The sequence below is a fragment of the Devosia sp. Root105 genome (genome assembly GCF_001424865.1).
Classification (GTDB): Bacteria; Pseudomonadota; Alphaproteobacteria; order Rhizobiales; family Devosiaceae; genus Devosia_A.
Genome location: NZ_LMCR01000012.1, coordinates 371,757 through 387,963 on the forward strand (window position 1 = coordinate 371,757; position 16,207 = coordinate 387,963).

The 16,207-nt window shown below is 65.6% G+C and carries 19 protein-coding genes; 9 read left to right on the forward strand and 10 right to left on the reverse strand.

Going from position 1 to position 16,207, the window contains the following annotated elements; all coding sequences use genetic code 11:
* Nucleotides 1–504 carry an SRPBCC domain-containing protein gene (locus ASC68_RS10465; RefSeq protein ID WP_055878464.1) on the forward strand — a complete coding sequence of 168 codons (504 nt, stop codon included), beginning with the start codon at nucleotides 1–3 and terminating at the stop codon, nucleotides 502–504.
* A gap of 182 nt (nucleotides 505–686) precedes the next feature.
* On the opposite strand, the gene ASC68_RS10470 is transcribed toward ASC68_RS10465, so the two are convergent.
* Nucleotides 687–1,892, reverse strand: a complete 1,206-nt coding sequence (locus tag ASC68_RS10470; RefSeq protein ID WP_055878466.1) for a mandelate racemase/muconate lactonizing enzyme family protein — start codon at nucleotides 1,890–1,892, stop codon at nucleotides 687–689.
* Nucleotides 1,893–2,487: 595 nt separating this feature from the next.
* Between ASC68_RS10470 and motA the strand changes: the two genes are divergently transcribed.
* Both motA and ASC68_RS10480 read left to right on the forward strand, forming a co-directional pair.
* Nucleotides 2,488–3,348 carry a flagellar motor stator protein MotA gene (motA, locus tag ASC68_RS10475; RefSeq protein WP_055878468.1) on the forward strand — a complete coding sequence of 287 codons (861 nt, stop codon included), beginning with the start codon at nucleotides 2,488–2,490 and terminating at the stop codon, nucleotides 3,346–3,348.
* Nucleotides 3,349–3,359: 11 nt separating this feature from the next.
* Complete coding sequence (locus ASC68_RS10480) at nucleotides 3,360–4,271, forward strand: flagellar motor protein MotB (RefSeq protein ID WP_055878469.1); 912 nt, start codon at nucleotides 3,360–3,362, stop codon at nucleotides 4,269–4,271.
* A 94-nt stretch (nucleotides 4,272–4,365) separates the two neighbouring features.
* Here ASC68_RS10480 and ASC68_RS10485 read toward each other — a convergent pair whose 3' ends face one another.
* Together ASC68_RS10485 and ASC68_RS10490 are read right to left on the reverse strand one after the other, a co-directional pair.
* Nucleotides 4,366–4,572 (reverse strand): cold-shock protein, encoded by a 207-nt coding sequence (locus tag ASC68_RS10485; protein WP_055878471.1) that lies wholly within the window; start codon nucleotides 4,570–4,572, stop codon nucleotides 4,366–4,368.
* A gap of 210 nt (nucleotides 4,573–4,782) precedes the next feature.
* On the reverse strand, nucleotides 4,783–5,130 hold the full coding sequence (locus tag ASC68_RS10490) for a hypothetical protein (RefSeq protein ID WP_055878473.1): 348 nt from the start codon (nucleotides 5,128–5,130) through the stop codon (nucleotides 4,783–4,785).
* A gap of 140 nt (nucleotides 5,131–5,270) precedes the next feature.
* Here ASC68_RS10490 and ASC68_RS10495 point away from each other — a divergent pair, with 140 nt between their 5' ends.
* Nucleotides 5,271–6,437, forward strand: a complete 1,167-nt coding sequence (locus ASC68_RS10495; protein ID WP_055878475.1) for a VCBS repeat-containing protein — start codon at nucleotides 5,271–5,273, stop codon at nucleotides 6,435–6,437.
* Nucleotides 6,438–6,501: 64 nt separating this feature from the next.
* Here the strand turns inward: ASC68_RS10495 and ASC68_RS10500 are convergent, their stop codons facing one another.
* A complete protein-coding gene (locus tag ASC68_RS10500; RefSeq protein ID WP_055878477.1) occupies nucleotides 6,502–6,786 on the reverse strand; it encodes a hypothetical protein in 285 nt (94 codons plus the stop codon).
* Nucleotides 6,787–6,917: 131 nt separating this feature from the next.
* Between ASC68_RS10500 and ASC68_RS10505 the strand changes: the two genes are divergently transcribed.
* A complete protein-coding gene (locus ASC68_RS10505; protein WP_055878480.1) occupies nucleotides 6,918–8,339 on the forward strand; it encodes an MATE family efflux transporter in 1,422 nt (473 codons plus the stop codon).
* A 12-nt stretch (nucleotides 8,340–8,351) separates the two neighbouring features.
* Entirely contained in the window at nucleotides 8,352–8,828 is a 477-nt protein-coding gene (locus tag ASC68_RS10510; RefSeq protein WP_055878481.1) for a YbaK/EbsC family protein, read from the forward strand.
* A 21-nt stretch (nucleotides 8,829–8,849) separates the two neighbouring features.
* Here ASC68_RS10510 and miaA read toward each other — a convergent pair whose 3' ends face one another.
* A complete protein-coding gene (miaA, locus tag ASC68_RS10515; RefSeq protein ID WP_349236238.1) occupies nucleotides 8,850–9,704 on the reverse strand; it encodes a tRNA (adenosine(37)-N6)-dimethylallyltransferase MiaA in 855 nt (284 codons plus the stop codon).
* A gap of 51 nt (nucleotides 9,705–9,755) precedes the next feature.
* Between miaA and serB the strand changes: the two genes are divergently transcribed.
* Genes serB through ASC68_RS10530 form a run of 3 tightly spaced genes read left to right on the forward strand, consistent with a single transcriptional unit; the run spans nucleotide 9,756 to nucleotide 11,709 of the window.
* The gene (gene serB, locus ASC68_RS10520) at nucleotides 9,756–10,628 is read left to right on the forward strand and encodes a phosphoserine phosphatase SerB (RefSeq protein WP_055878485.1); all 873 of its coding nucleotides are present in this window, start codon (nucleotides 9,756–9,758) and stop codon (nucleotides 10,626–10,628) included.
* On the forward strand, nucleotides 10,625–11,182 hold the full coding sequence (locus tag ASC68_RS10525; RefSeq protein ID WP_055878487.1) for a GNAT family N-acetyltransferase: 558 nt from the start codon (nucleotides 10,625–10,627) through the stop codon (nucleotides 11,180–11,182). Before serB ends, ASC68_RS10525 begins: the two co-directional genes overlap by 4 nt.
* Nucleotides 11,179–11,709, forward strand: coding sequence for a GNAT family N-acetyltransferase (locus ASC68_RS10530; RefSeq protein ID WP_055878489.1), 531 nt, complete (start codon nucleotides 11,179–11,181; stop codon nucleotides 11,707–11,709). Before ASC68_RS10525 ends, ASC68_RS10530 begins: the two co-directional genes overlap by 4 nt.
* On the opposite strand, the gene ASC68_RS10535 is transcribed toward ASC68_RS10530, so the two are convergent.
* Genes ASC68_RS10535 through ASC68_RS10555 form a run of 5 tightly spaced genes read right to left on the reverse strand, consistent with a single transcriptional unit; the run spans nucleotide 11,706 to nucleotide 16,207 of the window.
* Entirely contained in the window at nucleotides 11,706–13,202 is a 1,497-nt protein-coding gene (locus ASC68_RS10535; protein ID WP_055878490.1) for a Do family serine endopeptidase, read from the reverse strand. The genes ASC68_RS10530 and ASC68_RS10535 overlap by 4 nt on opposite strands.
* Before the next feature lie 44 nt (nucleotides 13,203–13,246).
* Nucleotides 13,247–13,432 carry a DUF2065 domain-containing protein gene (locus ASC68_RS10540; protein ID WP_055878493.1) on the reverse strand — a complete coding sequence of 62 codons (186 nt, stop codon included), beginning with the start codon at nucleotides 13,430–13,432 and terminating at the stop codon, nucleotides 13,247–13,249.
* Nucleotides 13,433–14,515 carry a protease modulator HflC gene (locus tag ASC68_RS10545; RefSeq protein WP_055878495.1) on the reverse strand — a complete coding sequence of 361 codons (1,083 nt, stop codon included), beginning with the start codon at nucleotides 14,513–14,515 and terminating at the stop codon, nucleotides 13,433–13,435.
* A gap of 3 nt (nucleotides 14,516–14,518) precedes the next feature.
* The gene (gene hflK, locus ASC68_RS10550) at nucleotides 14,519–15,640 is read right to left on the reverse strand and encodes an FtsH protease activity modulator HflK (RefSeq protein WP_055878497.1); all 1,122 of its coding nucleotides are present in this window, start codon (nucleotides 15,638–15,640) and stop codon (nucleotides 14,519–14,521) included.
* Nucleotides 15,641–15,700: 60 nt separating this feature from the next.
* Complete coding sequence (locus tag ASC68_RS10555) at nucleotides 15,701–16,207, reverse strand: dihydrofolate reductase (protein ID WP_248310539.1); 507 nt, start codon at nucleotides 16,205–16,207, stop codon at nucleotides 15,701–15,703.

Genomic DNA, 16,207 nt, shown 5'->3' on the forward strand with positions numbered 1-16,207 from the left:
ATGCCTGCCAGCTATGCCCTCGATCGTGGAATCGCTCTGCAACGCACCTTCGCCGCGCCGGCCAGCGTGGTGTTCGAAGCCTGGACCGACCCGGCCTATCTCGACTGGTACTTCAACCCCGACCAGCACACCGATCAGCCAGCGACGGTCGACCTCAGGGTCGGCGGCCAATGGCGCCAGGAGATGGTGGAGACCCCCGAAAAGCGGTACTTCACCGGCGGCGTCTATCGCGAGATCGTGCCGGGCAAGAAGCTGGCGTTCTACTGGGGCGCCGTCGGCGGCTGGCCTGAACTCGACCTCGACAATCTCGACGAGAGCCCGCTGGTCACCATCCAGCTGACCCCCTATGGGGCGCAGACCCTGATGGATTTCCACGTGCAGTTCCCGGACCAGTACACCCCTGAAAGGGTCGACTGGTGGATGAATTGCGGCATGGTCGCCGGCTGGAACATGACCATCGACCGGCTCGTCGCGGTGTACGAGGCGGCGCGTCGCGCCGGGTAGTCTGGGTCTTGGCAAGCCGCTGCCGCCGGTGGCTGCCGCCCCCCACCACTGTCCCTCCCCTCGAGGGGGAGGGAGACCAAAACACCGGCACCTCAGCAGGCGTCTCCCTCCCCCTTGCGGGGAGGGGACAGGGGTGGGGGACAGCCCGCACCTGCGCTGGAGCTTCTGCCCCTCGTTGTACCTCAGTCGAAGAAGTTCTCGTCGCCCTCTTCGAGGTACTTCCTGGCTTCCTTGGCGATCAGGTTGACGCCGAGGCCTGGGCGATCCGGCACGTCGATCAGCCCGCCCTTCACCGGCATGCCCTCAAAGCCCTCGGTGATGTCGTACCAGAACGGTTCGAAGCGGGCCGGGTACTCGAAGGCGATCAGGTTGTCCGGCATGGTGGCGCAGACCTGGATCAGCGCGGCGAGCCCGAGGATGCCGTTGGCGGTGCCGTGTGGCGCGATGGCAATGCCGTGCAGGTCCGCGTGCTCGGCGACCCACTTGATCTCGGCGAGGCCGCCGACGTCGCAGGGATCGGGGCCAATGACGTTCACCGCGTGGCTCTCGATCAGCTGCTTATAGTGCTGGCGCAGATAGATCTGCTCGCCGGTGTGGATCGGCGTCGTGGTGTGGTGCGTCACGTCCTTGTAGACGTCAGGGTTGACGTAGGGCGAGTAGTCGCCGGTCACGGTATCTTCGATCCACAGCAGGTGCAGGTGCTCGACCGCCTTGGCGAGGCGCAGCGCATCGAGCGGCATGAAGCCCGGGCCGGCATCGACCGCGGTATTGTAGCCCTTGCCCAGCGTCTCGCAGGCCGAGGTGATGCAGGCGACGAGGTGGTCGAAGCCTTCCTTGGTCATCGTGCCCTTGTGCGGGTACGGGAACGGCGCATCCTCCTGCACTTCGCCGTAGAAGAAATCCGGGAAGTCGCGCACCATCGACGAGTGGTAGGCGCTCGGCAGCTTGAACAGGGTGAACTCGCCCTTCAGCGACTTGCCGTACTCGGCCCAGCGCTTGTAGCCCTCGGGTGTGTGCTCGGCGCCGCCAGGCACCTCGGCCTGGTACAGCGTGCGATAGGTGCGGACCTGGTCGCGCACCTTGCCGCCGAGCAGGCGGTAGGCCGGAGCGTTGGCCGCCTTGCCGGCAATGTCCCACAGCGCATGCTCGATGGCCGAGACCGCCGAGCCGAACGGCTTGAAGCCACCGCGCACCCGGATGCGGCGCATGACGCGCTCGACGTCGCGCGGGTCCTGCCCGACGATCCAATCCTTCAGCTGCAGCACCTGCGGCTTGACGTAGGGTTTGGGGGTCTCGATCTGGCTCCAGCCGGTGATGCCCTCATCGGTGGTGATGCGGATCACCGGGCTCGAGGCAATGATCGCGCATTTCAGGTCTGTAATCTTCAACGGGAAGCTCCTCAAAATCCCTACCATACCAGTATGGCAGCTATGCCGCATTCCCGCGCGGATTTGAATGCTCCTAATGGGGCATTTTCGAAATTGTCGGTGCGGGAGGTCGCTTCGGCGCTTCACGCCGTTCTATTCACCGGCCGTCATCCCGGCGAACGCCGGGACCCACTGCTCGATGGTTGGGCATACGCGAACCGCCCCGGTCCGTCACCGCAAGGTCGGAAAGCTCCGCGCGGGGCGAACGTCCTGCGCACTGGGTCCCGACTTTCCTCGGGATGACGGCCGGTGTTGGGGGCAACGCTTTGGTGGCTTACTGAACCAGGAAAGCTTGCGGAACCAACGCATCAGTCTGCCCGCCTTTCCGCGCCTCGCCATTAGCTGAACCTTAACCGCGGCATAGCAGATTGGCGGCTGAACGACGCGCCGGTGAAAGGCGCCGAAAAGACTAGGTTTCCGCGCGGTTTCGGGCGGAGTTCGAGAAGCAGACAGGAGTCGCTTCGAACATAGAAGGCAGCTGGATCGGACCGCGCCGATCGCTCGCCTCAGGTTCGCAGGACCCTTGTCCCTGATTTAGTAGCGCGGGTCCTGTTTTATGCGTCTCATCATCGGCATTGTCGTAATCTTTGCCAGCGTCATCGGCGGCTATGTCGCCATGGGCGGGCATCTCGAAGTGCTGATCCAGCCCTTCGAGGCGCTGATCATCCTGGGTGCGGCGTTCGGCGCCTACATCATCGGCAATACCGGGCCGGTGCTGAAGCAGACGGCCAGCATCTTCGGCATCCTGTTCCGCGGTCCGCGCTACGACAAGGCCGCCTATGTCGAGCTGCTCGGACTGCAGTTCACGCTGTTCAAGCTGGTACAGGCCAAGGGCGTGCTGGCGCTCGAGCCGCATATCGAGGATCCCGCCAACTCATCGCTGTTCCAGCGCTTCCCGACCTTCGCCGGCAACCACGACGCCGTCGAGTTCATGTGCGATTACCTGCGCATGGTCACCCTCGGCAGCAACGTCGCCCACGAGATGGAGTCGTTGATGGATGAGGAACTGGAGACGCATCACCAGGAGCGCGAGCGCCTGGTGTCCGCGGTGCAGGCGCTGGCCGACGGCACGCCGGCGCTCGGCATCGTCGCGGCGGTGCTCGGCGTGATCAAGACCATGGGGTCGATCAGCGAGCCGCCGGAAGTGCTCGGCCACATGATCGGCGGCGCGCTGGTCGGAACCTTTCTCGGCGTGTTCGTCGCCTATGGCTTCTTCGGACCGATGGCGCAGTCGCTGCGCAACATCTTCGAGGCGGAGTCGAAGTACTTCCTGTCGATGAAGGTTGGCCTCTTGGCGCAGATGTCGGGCTATGCCCCGGCCATCGCCGTCGAGTTCGCGCGCAAGGCGCTGATGTCGGAAGTGCGGCCGACCTTCGCCGAGATCGACGAAGCCACTGCCAACCTGCCGGCATCGTGAAGGTCTGAGCCATGGCGCGCAACGACCAGACCATCATCATCAAGCGGGTCAAGCGGGCCGCCCATGCCCATCATGGCGGCGCCTGGAAGATCGCCTACGCCGACTTCGTGACGGCCATGATGGCGTTCTTCCTGCTGCTGTGGCTGATCAGCATGACGACGCCGGAGCAGAAGAAGGGCCTCGCCGACTATTTCGCGCCGCCCAATGTCAGCGAGAACACCAGCGGCGCCGGCGGCGTCATGGGTGGCCTCGCCTTTGCCGAGGATGGCGCCAAGATCGCCGTCGAATCCAACAAGGACGCGCTGACCGCGCCGGAGAGCAGCGAAGCCGGCCCGAAGATGGAATCGCGTGGCGGCGTGGCCGAGATCGGCGGCAGCGACTACGACGCGATCCGCGCTTCGACGGTGACGCTCGAATCCCGCTACAATGCCGACTATCACGCGGCAGCCGCCAGCATCCGCCAGGCCTGGCAGGCCCTGCCCGACATCACCAAGATCGCCGATAACCTCTTGGTGCGCGAGACCGAGAACGGGCTCGACATCGAGATCATGGACCAGGAAGGCCGGCCGATGTTCCCCGAGGGGTCGAAATACCCCTACGAGTCGACTCGCAAGGCCATCGCCTCACTCGCCCCGATCCTGCAGAAGCTGTCGAACCAGATCACCATCTCGGGCCATACCGCCGCCGGCGCGGTCTACGACAACCCACGCTATGGCGCCTGGGATCTCTCGAGCGACCGCGCCAACGCGGTTCGCGCTATCCTCGGCGAGTTCGGCCTGTCCGACGATCGCATTCGGGCAGTGAACGGCAGCGCCACGTCGGAGCCGCTGTTTCCCAACGATCCGTACCTTGCCGGCAACGGCCGGGTGCAGATCACGGTGCGCTACGAGGCGCCGCCGGTTCCAGCCGGCTTGAAGCCGTAAGCTCTGGGAAAGTCGACCAACAAAAAAGGCCCCGTGAGGGGCCTTTTCCGTCGTTGCGCCGCCAGGACAAGTCCCTCAGCGCCACGGGGCGTTCTTAGAGCGCCTTGAGGTTCGTCGCCGAAACCTTGCCGTCACGGCCCTTTTCGAGCTCGTAGCTCACCTTCTGGCCTTCGGCGAGGCCGGACAGGCCCGAACGCTCGACGGCAGAGATGTGGACGAAAGCGTCCTTCGAACCATCGTCCGGCTGAATGAAGCCGAAGCCCTTGGTGGTGTTGAAGAACTTAACGGTGCCTTCGATCATGATGGCCCCCTTTCAATTGTCGTGCGCAGGATCTTCCCGCTTTGCACGCGTTCCTCGTTCGGCGACATGCCGACCGGGTCTAAACGTTCACAATATCAAGAGGTAGCCAATTAGACCGCAAGCGGCCCGAGCTGGTAGCGCCAGATGGAAGCGAAACGTGCCCGGTTATATCTGCCACCATTGCGCCTTAATCAAGGCCGACCGCGACGATTACCGGTATGGCGCCAGATCGACCTCGTCGACCACGCGCTCAAAGCTCTCGAGTTCGCTGCGCACGCGGTAGAGCAACGGGCCGCTTTCGTGCGGCAGCAGCGCCACCACCTGGCAGACCGCCGCCGACCGCGCGATGTCGCGCGAGCCGCGCGCCATGGTCAATCGTTGCCCGACATGGAAGCGGTGCACCGCATTCGGTGTGATGGGCTGCGCCGGCTGACGATGGAACTCGGCGGCCGGCCTGTCGGAATGACGATCGACCCCCGACGCACCGGCGCGCGGTTTGGCCTTGCCGGCACCAAGCCGACGCGTCACCGGCACGGCGATGCTCTTGAAGGTATTCACTGTGGTCCTGGGGTACGAGTCCGGCGCCACGAACGCGACGCCGGTATCACTCCGGCCTGAGCCTCGAGCCGACCCTAGCACAATCGGCCCCGCGGCGACAGGCGCTTGTCCCGGGACGCCTCAGCCAATACCGTCGACCAATGGATCAGCTCTGCGCCCTGATCGCCGCCATCAGCTTCGGCCTCTGCTCGCCGGACACCGCCACGCCGTATTTCATCGAGGTGTCGGCAGAGGCGTTGCCGCCCAAGAGTGGTTCTCCCAACGCGATGGGCGCGACCGCCGCCGACCTCGATGGCGACGGCGATGCCGACCTCGCCATTGCCATCGAGTACGGCGGCAACCGCGTGCTGCTCAATGACGACACCGGGCGGTTCAGCGAGGCTCCACTCGGAGGCCCCGGCGGCGACCACGAGGACGTCGCCATCGCCGACTATGACGGGGATGGCGACCCCGACCTGGTGTTTATCGGCGAGGACGATCAGGTGGTGGGTTATCACCTCAACGACGGCGCCGCCGGCTTCACCGATGTATCGGACCGACTGCCCGACCGCGCCACTTCCAACACAGTGGTCGCCGTGGATGTCGACGGCGACGCCGATGCCGATCTCGTCACCGCCAACGCCGGTCCGGATTTCGTCTGGATCAACGATGGCGCCGGTAGGTTCGTTGACGAGAGCGCAGCCCGCCTGCCCCAGTACGGCGACATCAGCCAGGATATTGCGGTCGGCGACGTTGATGGCGACGGAGACGCCGACCTGGTTTTCGGCAACGAGGAGCAGAACCGGCTCTACCTGAACGACGGCGCCGGCCATTTCGCCGATGCGCCGCTGCCGTTGCGAGCGACGCCCGAGGAGACGCGGGACGCCGATCTGAGCGATGTGGATGGCGACGGCGACCTCGACCTCTATTTCGCCAATGTCCGCATCTTCAACGCCGACCGCGACCAGCAGGATCGGCTGCTGCTCAATGACGGCCGCGGCCGCTTCACCGACGTGACCGCCACGCATCTCGAGCCCGATGACGAACTTACCACGGCGGTCGCCTTCATCGACTACGACCGCGATGGGGACGTGGACCTGATCCGCGGCCGAATGGGTGACCTCATGGCAAAGCGCTCGGACTTTCCGCCGCTAGCTTTCGCCAACGATGGTGCCGGCCATTTCACCGCCGCGCCGGATGTCGTACCGCCTATTGCCGGCGCCAATGCATTCGATATCGAGCTTGCCGATTTCAACGGCGATGGCCGGCCCGATTTGTTCGTCGCCAGCCGGGGCGGAGCGGACCGGCTGCTGATCGGGCTCAAATGACCGGACGCAAATGAAAATGGCCCGACGGTTTCCCGTCGGGCCATTGTTCAAATCGCTTGCCGTGTCAGCCGTTCGGCGAGCACGGAGCGAGATAGCGGCGACCGTTGCGGTCTTCCCAGACGCACTTGGACGGGTCATCGCGATAGCGGCCGATGAGCTCGCCGGCCACGGCACCACTGATGCCGCCAACCGTTGCACCAACCAGCGCACCGCCGACAGTACCGGTCGTCACGCCACCGATCACGGCCCCGGCAATCGCGCCGGTACTGGCCGTCTTCTCGGTGGTGGAGCACGCCGTGAGCGTCATCGCCCCGGCCAGAACGACGGCGATGGATAGAAGTTTACGCATGAATACCCTCCGGGAGGTTTTGTTAAGACGCGAGCCCTGCACGACAATGCACCGGCTCCGGATAGGTTCCGCATGAACTTGAGGCAAATCGTTGGCTGAGGTAAGGGTCCCACGCGATTGGGATTACCATTATGAATGAGCCGACAACGGTGCCGGTATCCGGCATCGATGCTTCAACGCCGTCCAATGGCTGGGCAACAGAGCTTCGTGCAAGCTTTGCGCTGGCCTGGCCGTTGATCGTCGCGCAGCTGGCGCAGAACCTGCTGTTCACCACCGACGTGGTGCTGATGGGCTGGCTCGGCCCGAAATATCTTGCGGCCGGCACGCTGGCCGGCGCCTTCCTCATGCCGTTCCAGTTGACCGGCATCGGCATCGTCGGCGCCGTCGCGCCGCTGGTGGCACAGGCGCGTGGCCGCGGTGATACCAAGGCAGTGCGCCGCATCGTCCGCCAGGGCTTCTGGGTGGCGATCCTTGTTGCCACGCTGCTGGTGCCGATCGTCCTTAACATTCGCCCGATCTACCTCGCCATCGGCCAGGACCCGGAGGTCACGACGCTGGCCGAGAGCTACATGTTTGCCGGCTTCTGGATGCTCTACCCGGCGCTCGGCATCATGGTGGTGCGCTCGTTCCTCTCGGCCTTTGCCGCGACCCGGGTGATCCTCGTCGTCACGGTCATCGGCGTGCTGGTCAACGGCTTGCTCGCCTACACGCTGATCTTCGGCCATTTCGGCTTCCCGCGCCTCGAGTTGCGCGGCGCCGCCATCGCCACCGGCCTCGTCAACGTGGTGATGTTCCTTGCCCTGCTCGGCTATGTGGTGACGCACCGGAAGCTGAAGCGCTTCCATATTCTGGTGCGGTTCTTCAAGCCGGACTGGCCGCGCTTCCGTGAAATCCTCAAGGTCGGGCTGCCGATCGGGCTGACCGTCGCAGCCGAAGTCGGGCTGTTCTCGGTTGCCGCTATCCTGATGGGCCGGCTCGGCACCAACGAGACCGCCGCCCACGCCGTGGCGCTGCAACTGGCCTCGACCGCGTTCATGGTGCCGCTCGGCCTTGGCATGGCCGCCACGGTGCGCGTCGGCCTCGCTTACGGCCGCGGCGACAGCGAGGGCGTGCGCCTTGCCGGCTGGACGGCTATCGTCATGGGCACGGGGTTCATGGCGCTGACCGCGGCGCTCTTCCTCGCCGTGCCGCATGCGCTGGTCACCATCTTCCTCGACAGCTCCGACCCCGCCAATGCGAGCGCGCTGATGCTCGCCGCCACCTATCTCGGCATTGCCGGCATCTTCCAGCTGGTCGATGGCGCGCAGGTGGTCGCGGCCCATTCGCTGCGTGGCCTCTCCGACACCCGCACCCCGATGCTGCTGGCCATATTCGGCTACTGGTTCGTCGGCCTGCCGACCGCCTACGTGCTCGGCTTTGTCTTCGACATGCGCGGTGTCGGCGTCTGGCTGGGCCTTGCCACCGGCCTGGCGTTCGTGGCGACATTGCTGGTCAGCCGCTTCGCCTTGCGCGGGCGGCTGGGCCTGATGAAGAAGCTCGTCGTACCTGCTTAGGATCCTCGCCCAATGCCCCCGCTAAAAGCCGCCGAACAGCGCGTCGCCGACGCCCTTGCCAGCCACGCCCTGCCGGCACAGGTGATCGTGCTCGAGCAACTGGCTACCACCGCCCAGATGGCGGCGGATGCGCTCGGCGTCGAGGTCGGACGGATCGTCAAGTCGCTGCTGTTCAAGGGCAAGGACAGCGGCAAGCCGTACCTGCTGCTGGTCTCGGGCAGCAACCGGGTGCACGAGAAGCGCGCCGGACAGCGCATCGGCGAGGTGCTGGAGCGGCCGGATGCGGATTTCGTCAAGCTCCACACCGGCTTCTCGATCGGCGGCGTCTCGCCCTACGGGCACCCTCTGCCGCTGACCACCTATCTCGATGACGCGCTCTACAATTACGGCACGGTCTGGGCGGCGGCCGGCGACCCGCGCTCGGTGTTCGAGATCACCGCTGCCGACCTCGAGCGCACCACCGGCGCGACGCGCATCGACGTTACCTGACACAACGTTTGCTGAGGCGGTCTAAGAAGTAATCCAGTTCCAGTCGGCCATGCGGTTGCGGAACCAGGTGCGCTGGCGCTTGGCGTATTGCCGGGTGGCGATGACGGCGCGCTCGATGGCCTGATTCTCTTCGAGCTCCCCCGCCAGCATCGCCGTGATTTCCGGCACGCCGATCGCCTTCATCGCCGGCAGGCTGGGATCGAGTGTCAGCGCCAGCAGCGCCTCGACCTCCTCCACTGCACCGCCTGAGAACATGGTCTCGAAGCGGCGGGCGATGCGCTGGCGCAGCACTTCGCGGTCGGGGTTGAGCACCAGGCGCTCGAGCGCGAACCCCTCGAGCAGCCCCTGCTGTGCTTCGTCCTGATAGCTGGCGAGCGAGCGGCCGGTGGCATTCAGCACGGCGAGCGCCCGGATCACCCGCTGCGGGTCCGGCGCCCTGAGGCGGCTCGCAACGAGGGGATCGCGCGCCGCAATCAGCCGGCCGCGGCCCTCCCGGTCCAGCCCCTCGACCTCGGCCTCGGCAGCCGCCAGTGCGGCCGCCGGCACCTCCGGGACGTCGGCAAAGCCGGTGGTGAGCACATCGAAGTAGAGGCCCGTCCCACCGACGAAGATCAGCGGCCGATCGGCCTCTGTTTCGATCACCACGGCCGCCGCGCGGGCCCATTCGCCGGTCGAAAAGCGCACGGATGGATGCACCGTGCCGTAGAGCCGGTGCGGCACGCCGGCCATTTCGATTTCGGATGGACGGGCGGTCAGCAGCTGCAGCACGTCATAGACCTGCAACGCGTCGGTGTTGACGATCACCCCGCCCTGCTGGCGCGCCAGGTCGAGCGCCAGCGCCGACTTGCCGCTGGCAGTCGGACCCGCTATCAACACCGCTCGCCTTTCCGGGCCCTTGCCCATCCTTTTCAGGCCTTTCTCACGCACATGATGGTTCTCTGCCTCATCGCCAATCCGGCTGACCCTGCAATTGACTCGGCGCTGGTCGCGGCGATCCAGCACGAGACCAGGGGTGAGATCAACTGGCTGCACCAGCGCATCGCCTGTGACATCGAGGCGCCCAAGGCTGCCGATCCGGTCGCTGCAGCGCGCGCCGTCATCGGCAATCGGCCAGTCGACGTAGCGCTGGTCCCGGCGGAAGGTCGCCGCAAGCAGGTGCTGGTCGCCGACATGGATTCCACCATGATCGAGCAGGAATGTATCGACGAGCTCGCCGACGCCGTTGGCATCAAGGCCGAGGTGGCCGCAATCACCGAGCGCGCCATGAATGGCGAGCTGGATTTCGAGCAGGCGCTGCGTACCCGGGTGGCGCTGATCAAGGGGTTGGAACGCACCGCCATCGAGGAGATTCGGCGTGAGCGTATTACCCTCGCACCGGGCGGCCGCGCCCTGATCCACACCATGAAGGCCTATGGCGCCTATACTTCGCTGGTTTCGGGCGGCTTCACCTTCTTTGCCGACTATTTCGGCAAGCGCATCGGCTTTGACGAGGCGATCGCCAACGTGCTCGAGTTCGATGGCGAGCGGCTGACCGGTACGGTCAAGAGCCCGATCGTCGACAAGTCGACCAAGCTGCATCGCCTGGAGGCGCTGGCCGCCGAGCGCAACCTGCCGATGAGCGCGACGATGGCGGTGGGCGATGGCGCCAATGATCTCGACATGATCAAGGCCGCCGGCTTCGGCGTGGCGCTCCATGCCAAGCCGCATGTCGCGGCCGAGGCGGGCATCCGCATCGACCATGGCGACCTCACGGCCCTACTCTACCTGCAGGGCTATACCGATGAGGACATAGTCAGGTGAGGCTGGAGACGGAGCGACTCGTTCTCAGGTCCTGGGAAAGCCGCGATCACGCTTCGCTGGCGGCAGTCCTCGGCGATGCTGAAGTCCGCCGCTTTTATCCCACGGTGGCGACGCCGGAGCAGACCAGGGCGCAGCTGGAGTTCTCGATCGAGAAGCAGGCCGCCATGGGCTTTCATTTCGGCGCGGCCGAGCTCAGGTCGACTGGCCAGTTCGTCGGCCTCGTCGGCCTTGGCTACATTCCCGAGGAAACGCGCGCCGCCATTCGTGGCCAGCCGGCGGTCGAGATCGGCTGGCAGTTCGACAAGGCATTCTGGGGTCAGGGCCTTGCCCCGGAGGGCGCCCGAGCCTGGCTCACCTATGGCTTCGAGACGCTCCAGCTGCCGGAGGTCGTCGCCTTCACCTTTGTTGGCAACCTGCCCAGCCAGCGCGTCATGAAGAAGATCGGCATGGTGCGCGATGCGGACGCCGACTTCGAGCACCCGAGGCTTGCGCCAGGTCACCCACTGCGTTCGCACGTGGTGTACCGGATCACCAATCCGGCGCTCGACGCGTGAGGATCGAGACGGACCGTCTGCTGCTGAGACCGTGGCAGGGGGCAGATCACGAAGCATGGGCTGCCATCAACGCCGATCTCGAAGTCCGCCGCTACTACTGGCCGTCGATCCAGAGCCGCAGCGAGTCCGATGCGGTCATCGTGGCCTGTGAGCAAGCGCTGGATGAGCAAGGGTTCGGCTTCGTGGCGGTTGAGCGGCAGGCCGACCATGCGCTGATCGGCGGCATCGGCTTCTCCTGGACCGACGAGGAGATTCCCGGCGGCCGCCAGATCGAGATCGGCTGGATCTTCGGGCAGCAATATTGGGGCCAGGGCTACGCGTTCGAAGCGGCGACCGCCTGCCTTGCCTGGGCTCCCGGCCGGCTGCCCTTGCAGGTGATCGGCTACACCTCCGAGATCAACACCCCGTCGCGACGGCTGATGGAAAAGCTCGGGATGCGGCGGGACCCAGCCGAGGATTTCAACGACATCACCGTGCCGGAGGGCAACCCGCTCCGGCCGCACGTGCTGTACCGGCTGGAACTCTAGCCCAACCGGACGGCGATGAACCGGCTGGTGCCGGTGGGGTCGATCACCTTGAACAGCACCGCCGGACGGCCAGCCTCCTTGGCCTGCCCCACCAGTTCGCTCAGTTCATCGATGGTGCCGATCTCCTTCTGGTTCACCTCGGTGACCAAGAGGCCCGGGATGAAACCCTTCTGATCGGCGTCGCTGCCGCTCTTCACGCTGGTGACGACGATACCGTCCTCCTCCGGCGCAATGCCGAACTCCGCACGCTTGCCCTCGTCGAGCAGCGCCACGTCGAAGCCGACGAGGTCGGGCAACCCCAGCGGCGGCGTCTCCTCCTCGGTGGCGGTCGGCTCCGGCGCCGGCGCAGCCTCCGGCGTCGGCGTTGCCGGTGTATTGTTCTTGGCGATCAACTGCTCGCCGAGTTCAAGGCGGCCCAAAGTGATGCTGAGCGTCTGCTCGGCGCCGTCGCGCAGGATCTTCACCGGCACGGCCTTGCCGACTTCCGTCTCGGCGACGACACGCGGCAGGTCCCGCATGCGGGCAATCGGCTTGCTGTCGAACTCGAGGATGATGTCGCCCTCGACCACCTGCCCCTCGGACGGGCCGCCTTTGGTGACGTCGATCACCAGCGCCCCGGCAGTACTCTTGAGGCCAAGGCTGCTGGCGATGTCCTCGCTGACTTCCTGGATACCGACGCCGAGCCAGCCGCGGCGGGTTTCGCCGAACTCGGCGAGCTGGTCGATCACCGGCCGCGCCAGGTTCACCGGCACGGCAAAGCCGATCCCCAATGACGAGCCGCCGCGGGCAATGATGGCGGTGTTGATGCCGACCACCTTACCGTCCATGTCGAACAACGGACCACCGGAGTTGCCCTGGTTGATCGCTGCGTCGGTCTGGATGAACTGGTCATAGGGGCCGGACTGGATGTCGCGGTTACGGGCGGAGACGATGCCCAGCGTTACCGAGCCGCCAAGGCCAAATGGGTTGCCGATCGCCATCACCCAGTCGCCGACCACCGCGCCGTCGCTGTCGCCGAACTCGACGAACGGCAGCGCATGGCCGGCATCGACCTTCAGCACCGCGAGGTCGGTCTTGTCGTCCTTGCCGACAATGGTCGCCGGCAGGCGGGTGCCGTCGGTCAGGTAGACCTCGATTTCCTCGGCGCCCTCGATGACGTGGTTGTTGGTGACGACGATGCCGTCGGCGGAGATGATGAAGCCGGAGCCAAGGCTGCGCGCCTCCTGCATCTGCTCCTCGCCCAGCCCATTGTTCGGGTTGTGCTCGTCGAACAGTTCCTCGAGCGGCGAGCCATCAGGCAGATCGGGGAACGGCACGCCGCCACCGCCCGGCACACGCCGTGAGGTGCCGATGTTCACCACCGCGGGAGAGAGTTGCTCGGCGAGCGCTGCGACCGATTCCGGGCCCCTCGCCGCCACCGGCGCCGCCTGCGCCGCCAGGGCCAGCACTCCCGCGACGGCCAGAGACCGCAAAACCCGACCGGCAGCACGCATTCACTTCTCCTGCAACGACTCAGCCGCGGCTGCGCATGTCGCAGTCAGCCCCGAAGCAGCCACAAGAGAACAAGTCCGACCCCGGCGCAAGCCAGCGCAGCCGCACGAATGGTTGAAGCTGGCGTCGATTGGATCGACGCCAGCAGCTTCTTCATCTGTTCGGGGAACGCGGCATAGACGAGCCCTTCCAGGACCAGCACGAGGGCCAGTGCCGAGAAGAGCTCGAGCATTTACTGCGCCGGCGCGGCCGGTGCAGGTTCGGCCGAAGCCGGCGTTGCCGGAGTGGTCTCCGCCGGTGCAGCTTCCGTCGGTGCAGCCTCGGCAGGGGCGGTGACCGCGTCGGCGGCAGGCTGGCTGAGGACCGGCGAGTCCACGGGCGGCTCTTCGACCAGCGGCGTCGCCGGGATCGGCGTCGTCGCGGCTTCGGGCGGCGGCGTCACGTTGTCGGGGTTCTGGTTCTGGAAGAACCGGAAGAACTCCGAGTCCGGCGACAGCACCATGGTGGTGCCGTTCGGCCCGAGCGCCGCGCGATACGACTGCATCGAACGGTAGAAGTCGAAGAAGTCGGTGTCGCGGTTATAAGCATCGGCGAAGATCTGCGAGCGCTCGGCATCGCCCTCGCCTCGCAGGATTTCCGCGTCACGGCGGGCTGCCGAGAGAACCTCGACGGCCTGACGATCGGCGATGGCTCGGGCGGTCTGCGCCGCTTCCTGACCACGGGCGCGAAGCAATGCCGCTTCGGCCAGACGCTCGGCCTTCATACGGTTGAAGGTTTCGGCCGAAACGCTCGGATCGAGGTCAGTGCGGATGATGCGCACATCAACCACCTCGATGCCCAGTTGGGCCATATCGGGGCGGATCAGGTCGCGCGCCTCGCGCATCATCTCCGGACGCTGTTCGGACAGCGCCTCGGTGAAGGCGCGACGACCGTAGACCTGGCGGAGCGCCGCGTCGAAACGGGTCGACACACGATCCTCCACCACGCGCAGTTCGCCCTGCGCGCGGGAGCGGAACAGCCGCGGGTCGGCGATGCGGTAGGTGAGGTAGGCGTCGACGATGTAGAACTTACCGTCCGACACCTGCACCGTCATGTTGGCGGCGTCGTAGCGCAGCAGCCGGTCTTCGATGATCTGCACCGTGTCGACGAAGTTGGTCGGGATCTTGAAATAGAGACCCGGATCCGTCTTCACGTCGGTGATCTGGCCGAAGCGCATGACGATGGCCTGTTCGCGCTCGTTGACCACGAAGATCGACGACACGAAGATGTACAGCAGAGCGACGACGGCAATGCCGAGAATAACAAGTCTGTTCATGGCTTACCTCGGCGTCGCGTCGGCGGGGACGGGCGTGGTGTTGAGTGTCGAGTTCGGCCGGATCTCCGGCAGCGGCAGGTAGGGCACAACGCCCGATCCGGCGCTCTTGTCGACGAGCACCTTCTCCGAACCGCCCAGCACCTGCTCCATGGTTTCGAGGAACAGACGCTTGCGCGTCACTTCGGGGGCCTTGGCGTACTCGGCGTAGATGGAGAGGAAGCGAGCCGCCTCACCTTCTGCTTCCTGCACGACACGGTTCTTGTAGGCGGCCGCATCTTCGCGGACCTGTGCGGCCTGACCTCGAGCGTCACCCAGAAGCGTGTTGGCGTATTGCCGCGCTTCTTCCTGGAAACGGTCTTCGTCCTGTTCGGCACGCTGCACTTCGTTGAAGGCGTCGGCCACTTCAGTCGGCGGGGCCGCCTGCTCGATGGCGATCTGCGACACCGTCACGCCCATGCTGTAGCTCTGGACGATCGACTGTACGATACCGCGCACGTCGTTTTGGATGCCGGCGCGATCGTCGCGGAACACGTCCTGCGCCGGACGGCGGCCGACGATTTCGCGCATCGCGCTTTCGCCGATCGAGCGCACCATGTCGTCGGGATCGCGGACGTTGAACAGGTAGGCTACCGGGTCGGTCACCGACCACAGCACCGAGAACTTCACGTCGACGATGTTCTGGTCGCCCGAGAGCATCAGCCCTTCGTCAGACTGCGTGCGCGTCGAGCCGACAGATCCGATCTCGGTGCGGTTTTCCGTACGCGGCGCCCGCTCGACGGTCTCGATCGGCCACAGCGCGAAATGCAGGCCGGCCGGAACGCTTTCCAGCGGCTGGCCGAAGCGGAGCTTTACCGCCCATTCCTGTTCCTGGACGGTGAACACCGAGTTGGCCACCCAGAACGCGCCGAGCGCCAGGACGACGCCGATGATAGTCCAGCGCCCACCGGGGATCCCACCCTGAAAACGGTCGCGACCGCGGGACAGAAGTTCTTCGAGGTTGGGCGTACCACCGCCCCGGCGGCCACCGCCGCCACCACCGCTACCCCCACCACCCGGCGTCTGACCCCAGGGGCCGCCGTTGTTGGAGTTGCGGCCTCCCCCGCCCGTATTGTTGTCCCAGGGCATACGCCACCTTTCAGCCGGATTATCGATTGCCGCCCTATATAGGCAAGCGCTCCCCTGCGATCAACGTGCAGCGGGTTCACGCCGACGATAGACTTTTACCGTGAAGTCGGCGCTATCGCGTTCGGTGCGCAACAGTTCAGGCTCGGCTTCTACTTCCCATTGCTTGGGATCGATCAATGGAAAGCGAGCATCGCCAGAGGGTGAGGCCACCACATGTGTGACGTAAAGTCGCTCCGCCAACGGCATGGCCTCACGATAGATTTCGCCACCGCCACCGATCATGACTTCGTCAACGCCGTTGGCAGCAGCGATCTGCCGTGCGTGGTCGAGGGCCTCGGCAAGACTGTGGAACACCAGTACACCGTCCGGCAGGTAGCCCTGTTGTCGCGTCACCACGATGTTGGTGCGGCCGGGCAGCGGTTTGCCGATGCTCTCGAAGGTCTTGCGGCCCATGATCAAGGGCTTGCCCATCGTGGTGCGCTTGAAATGGGCGAAATCGGTCGGCAAACGCCAGGGGATCGCGCCATCCGAGCCGATGATGCCGTTCTCGCCGATCGCTGCGATCAT

Bases quoted from the DNA above. Each gene is read 5' to 3' on its own strand.
- ASC68_RS10500 (WP_055878477.1), bottom strand. From the start codon at position 6,786: ATGCGTAAACTTCTATCCATCGCCGTCGTTCTGGCCGGGGCGATGACG.
- hflK (WP_055878497.1), bottom strand. From the start codon at position 15,640: ATGCCCTGGGACAACAATACGGGCGGGGGAGGCCGCAACTCCAACAAC.
- ASC68_RS10555 (WP_248310539.1), bottom strand. From the start codon at position 16,207: ATGATCGCAGCGATCGGCGAGAACGGCATCATCGGCTCGGATGGCGCG.
- ASC68_RS10485 (WP_055878471.1), bottom strand. From the start codon at position 4,572: ATGATCGAAGGCACCGTTAAGTTCTTCAACACCACCAAGGGCTTCGGC.
- ASC68_RS10505 (WP_055878480.1), top strand. From the start codon at position 6,918: ATGAATGAGCCGACAACGGTGCCGGTATCCGGCATCGATGCTTCAACG.
- ASC68_RS10465 (WP_055878464.1), top strand. From the start codon at position 1: ATGCCTGCCAGCTATGCCCTCGATCGTGGAATCGCTCTGCAACGCACC.
- ASC68_RS10495 (WP_055878475.1), top strand. From the start codon at position 5,271: ATGGATCAGCTCTGCGCCCTGATCGCCGCCATCAGCTTCGGCCTCTGC.
- motA (WP_055878468.1), top strand. From the start codon at position 2,488: ATGCGTCTCATCATCGGCATTGTCGTAATCTTTGCCAGCGTCATCGGC.
- ASC68_RS10535 (WP_055878490.1), bottom strand. From the start codon at position 13,202: ATGCGTGCTGCCGGTCGGGTTTTGCGGTCTCTGGCCGTCGCGGGAGTG.
- ASC68_RS10480 (WP_055878469.1), top strand. From the start codon at position 3,360: ATGGCGCGCAACGACCAGACCATCATCATCAAGCGGGTCAAGCGGGCC.
- ASC68_RS10545 (WP_055878495.1), bottom strand. From the start codon at position 14,515: ATGAACAGACTTGTTATTCTCGGCATTGCCGTCGTCGCTCTGCTGTAC.
- ASC68_RS10540 (WP_055878493.1), bottom strand. From the start codon at position 13,432: ATGCTCGAGCTCTTCTCGGCACTGGCCCTCGTGCTGGTCCTGGAAGGG.
- serB (WP_055878485.1), top strand. From the start codon at position 9,756: ATGATGGTTCTCTGCCTCATCGCCAATCCGGCTGACCCTGCAATTGAC.
- ASC68_RS10510 (WP_055878481.1), top strand. From the start codon at position 8,352: ATGCCCCCGCTAAAAGCCGCCGAACAGCGCGTCGCCGACGCCCTTGCC.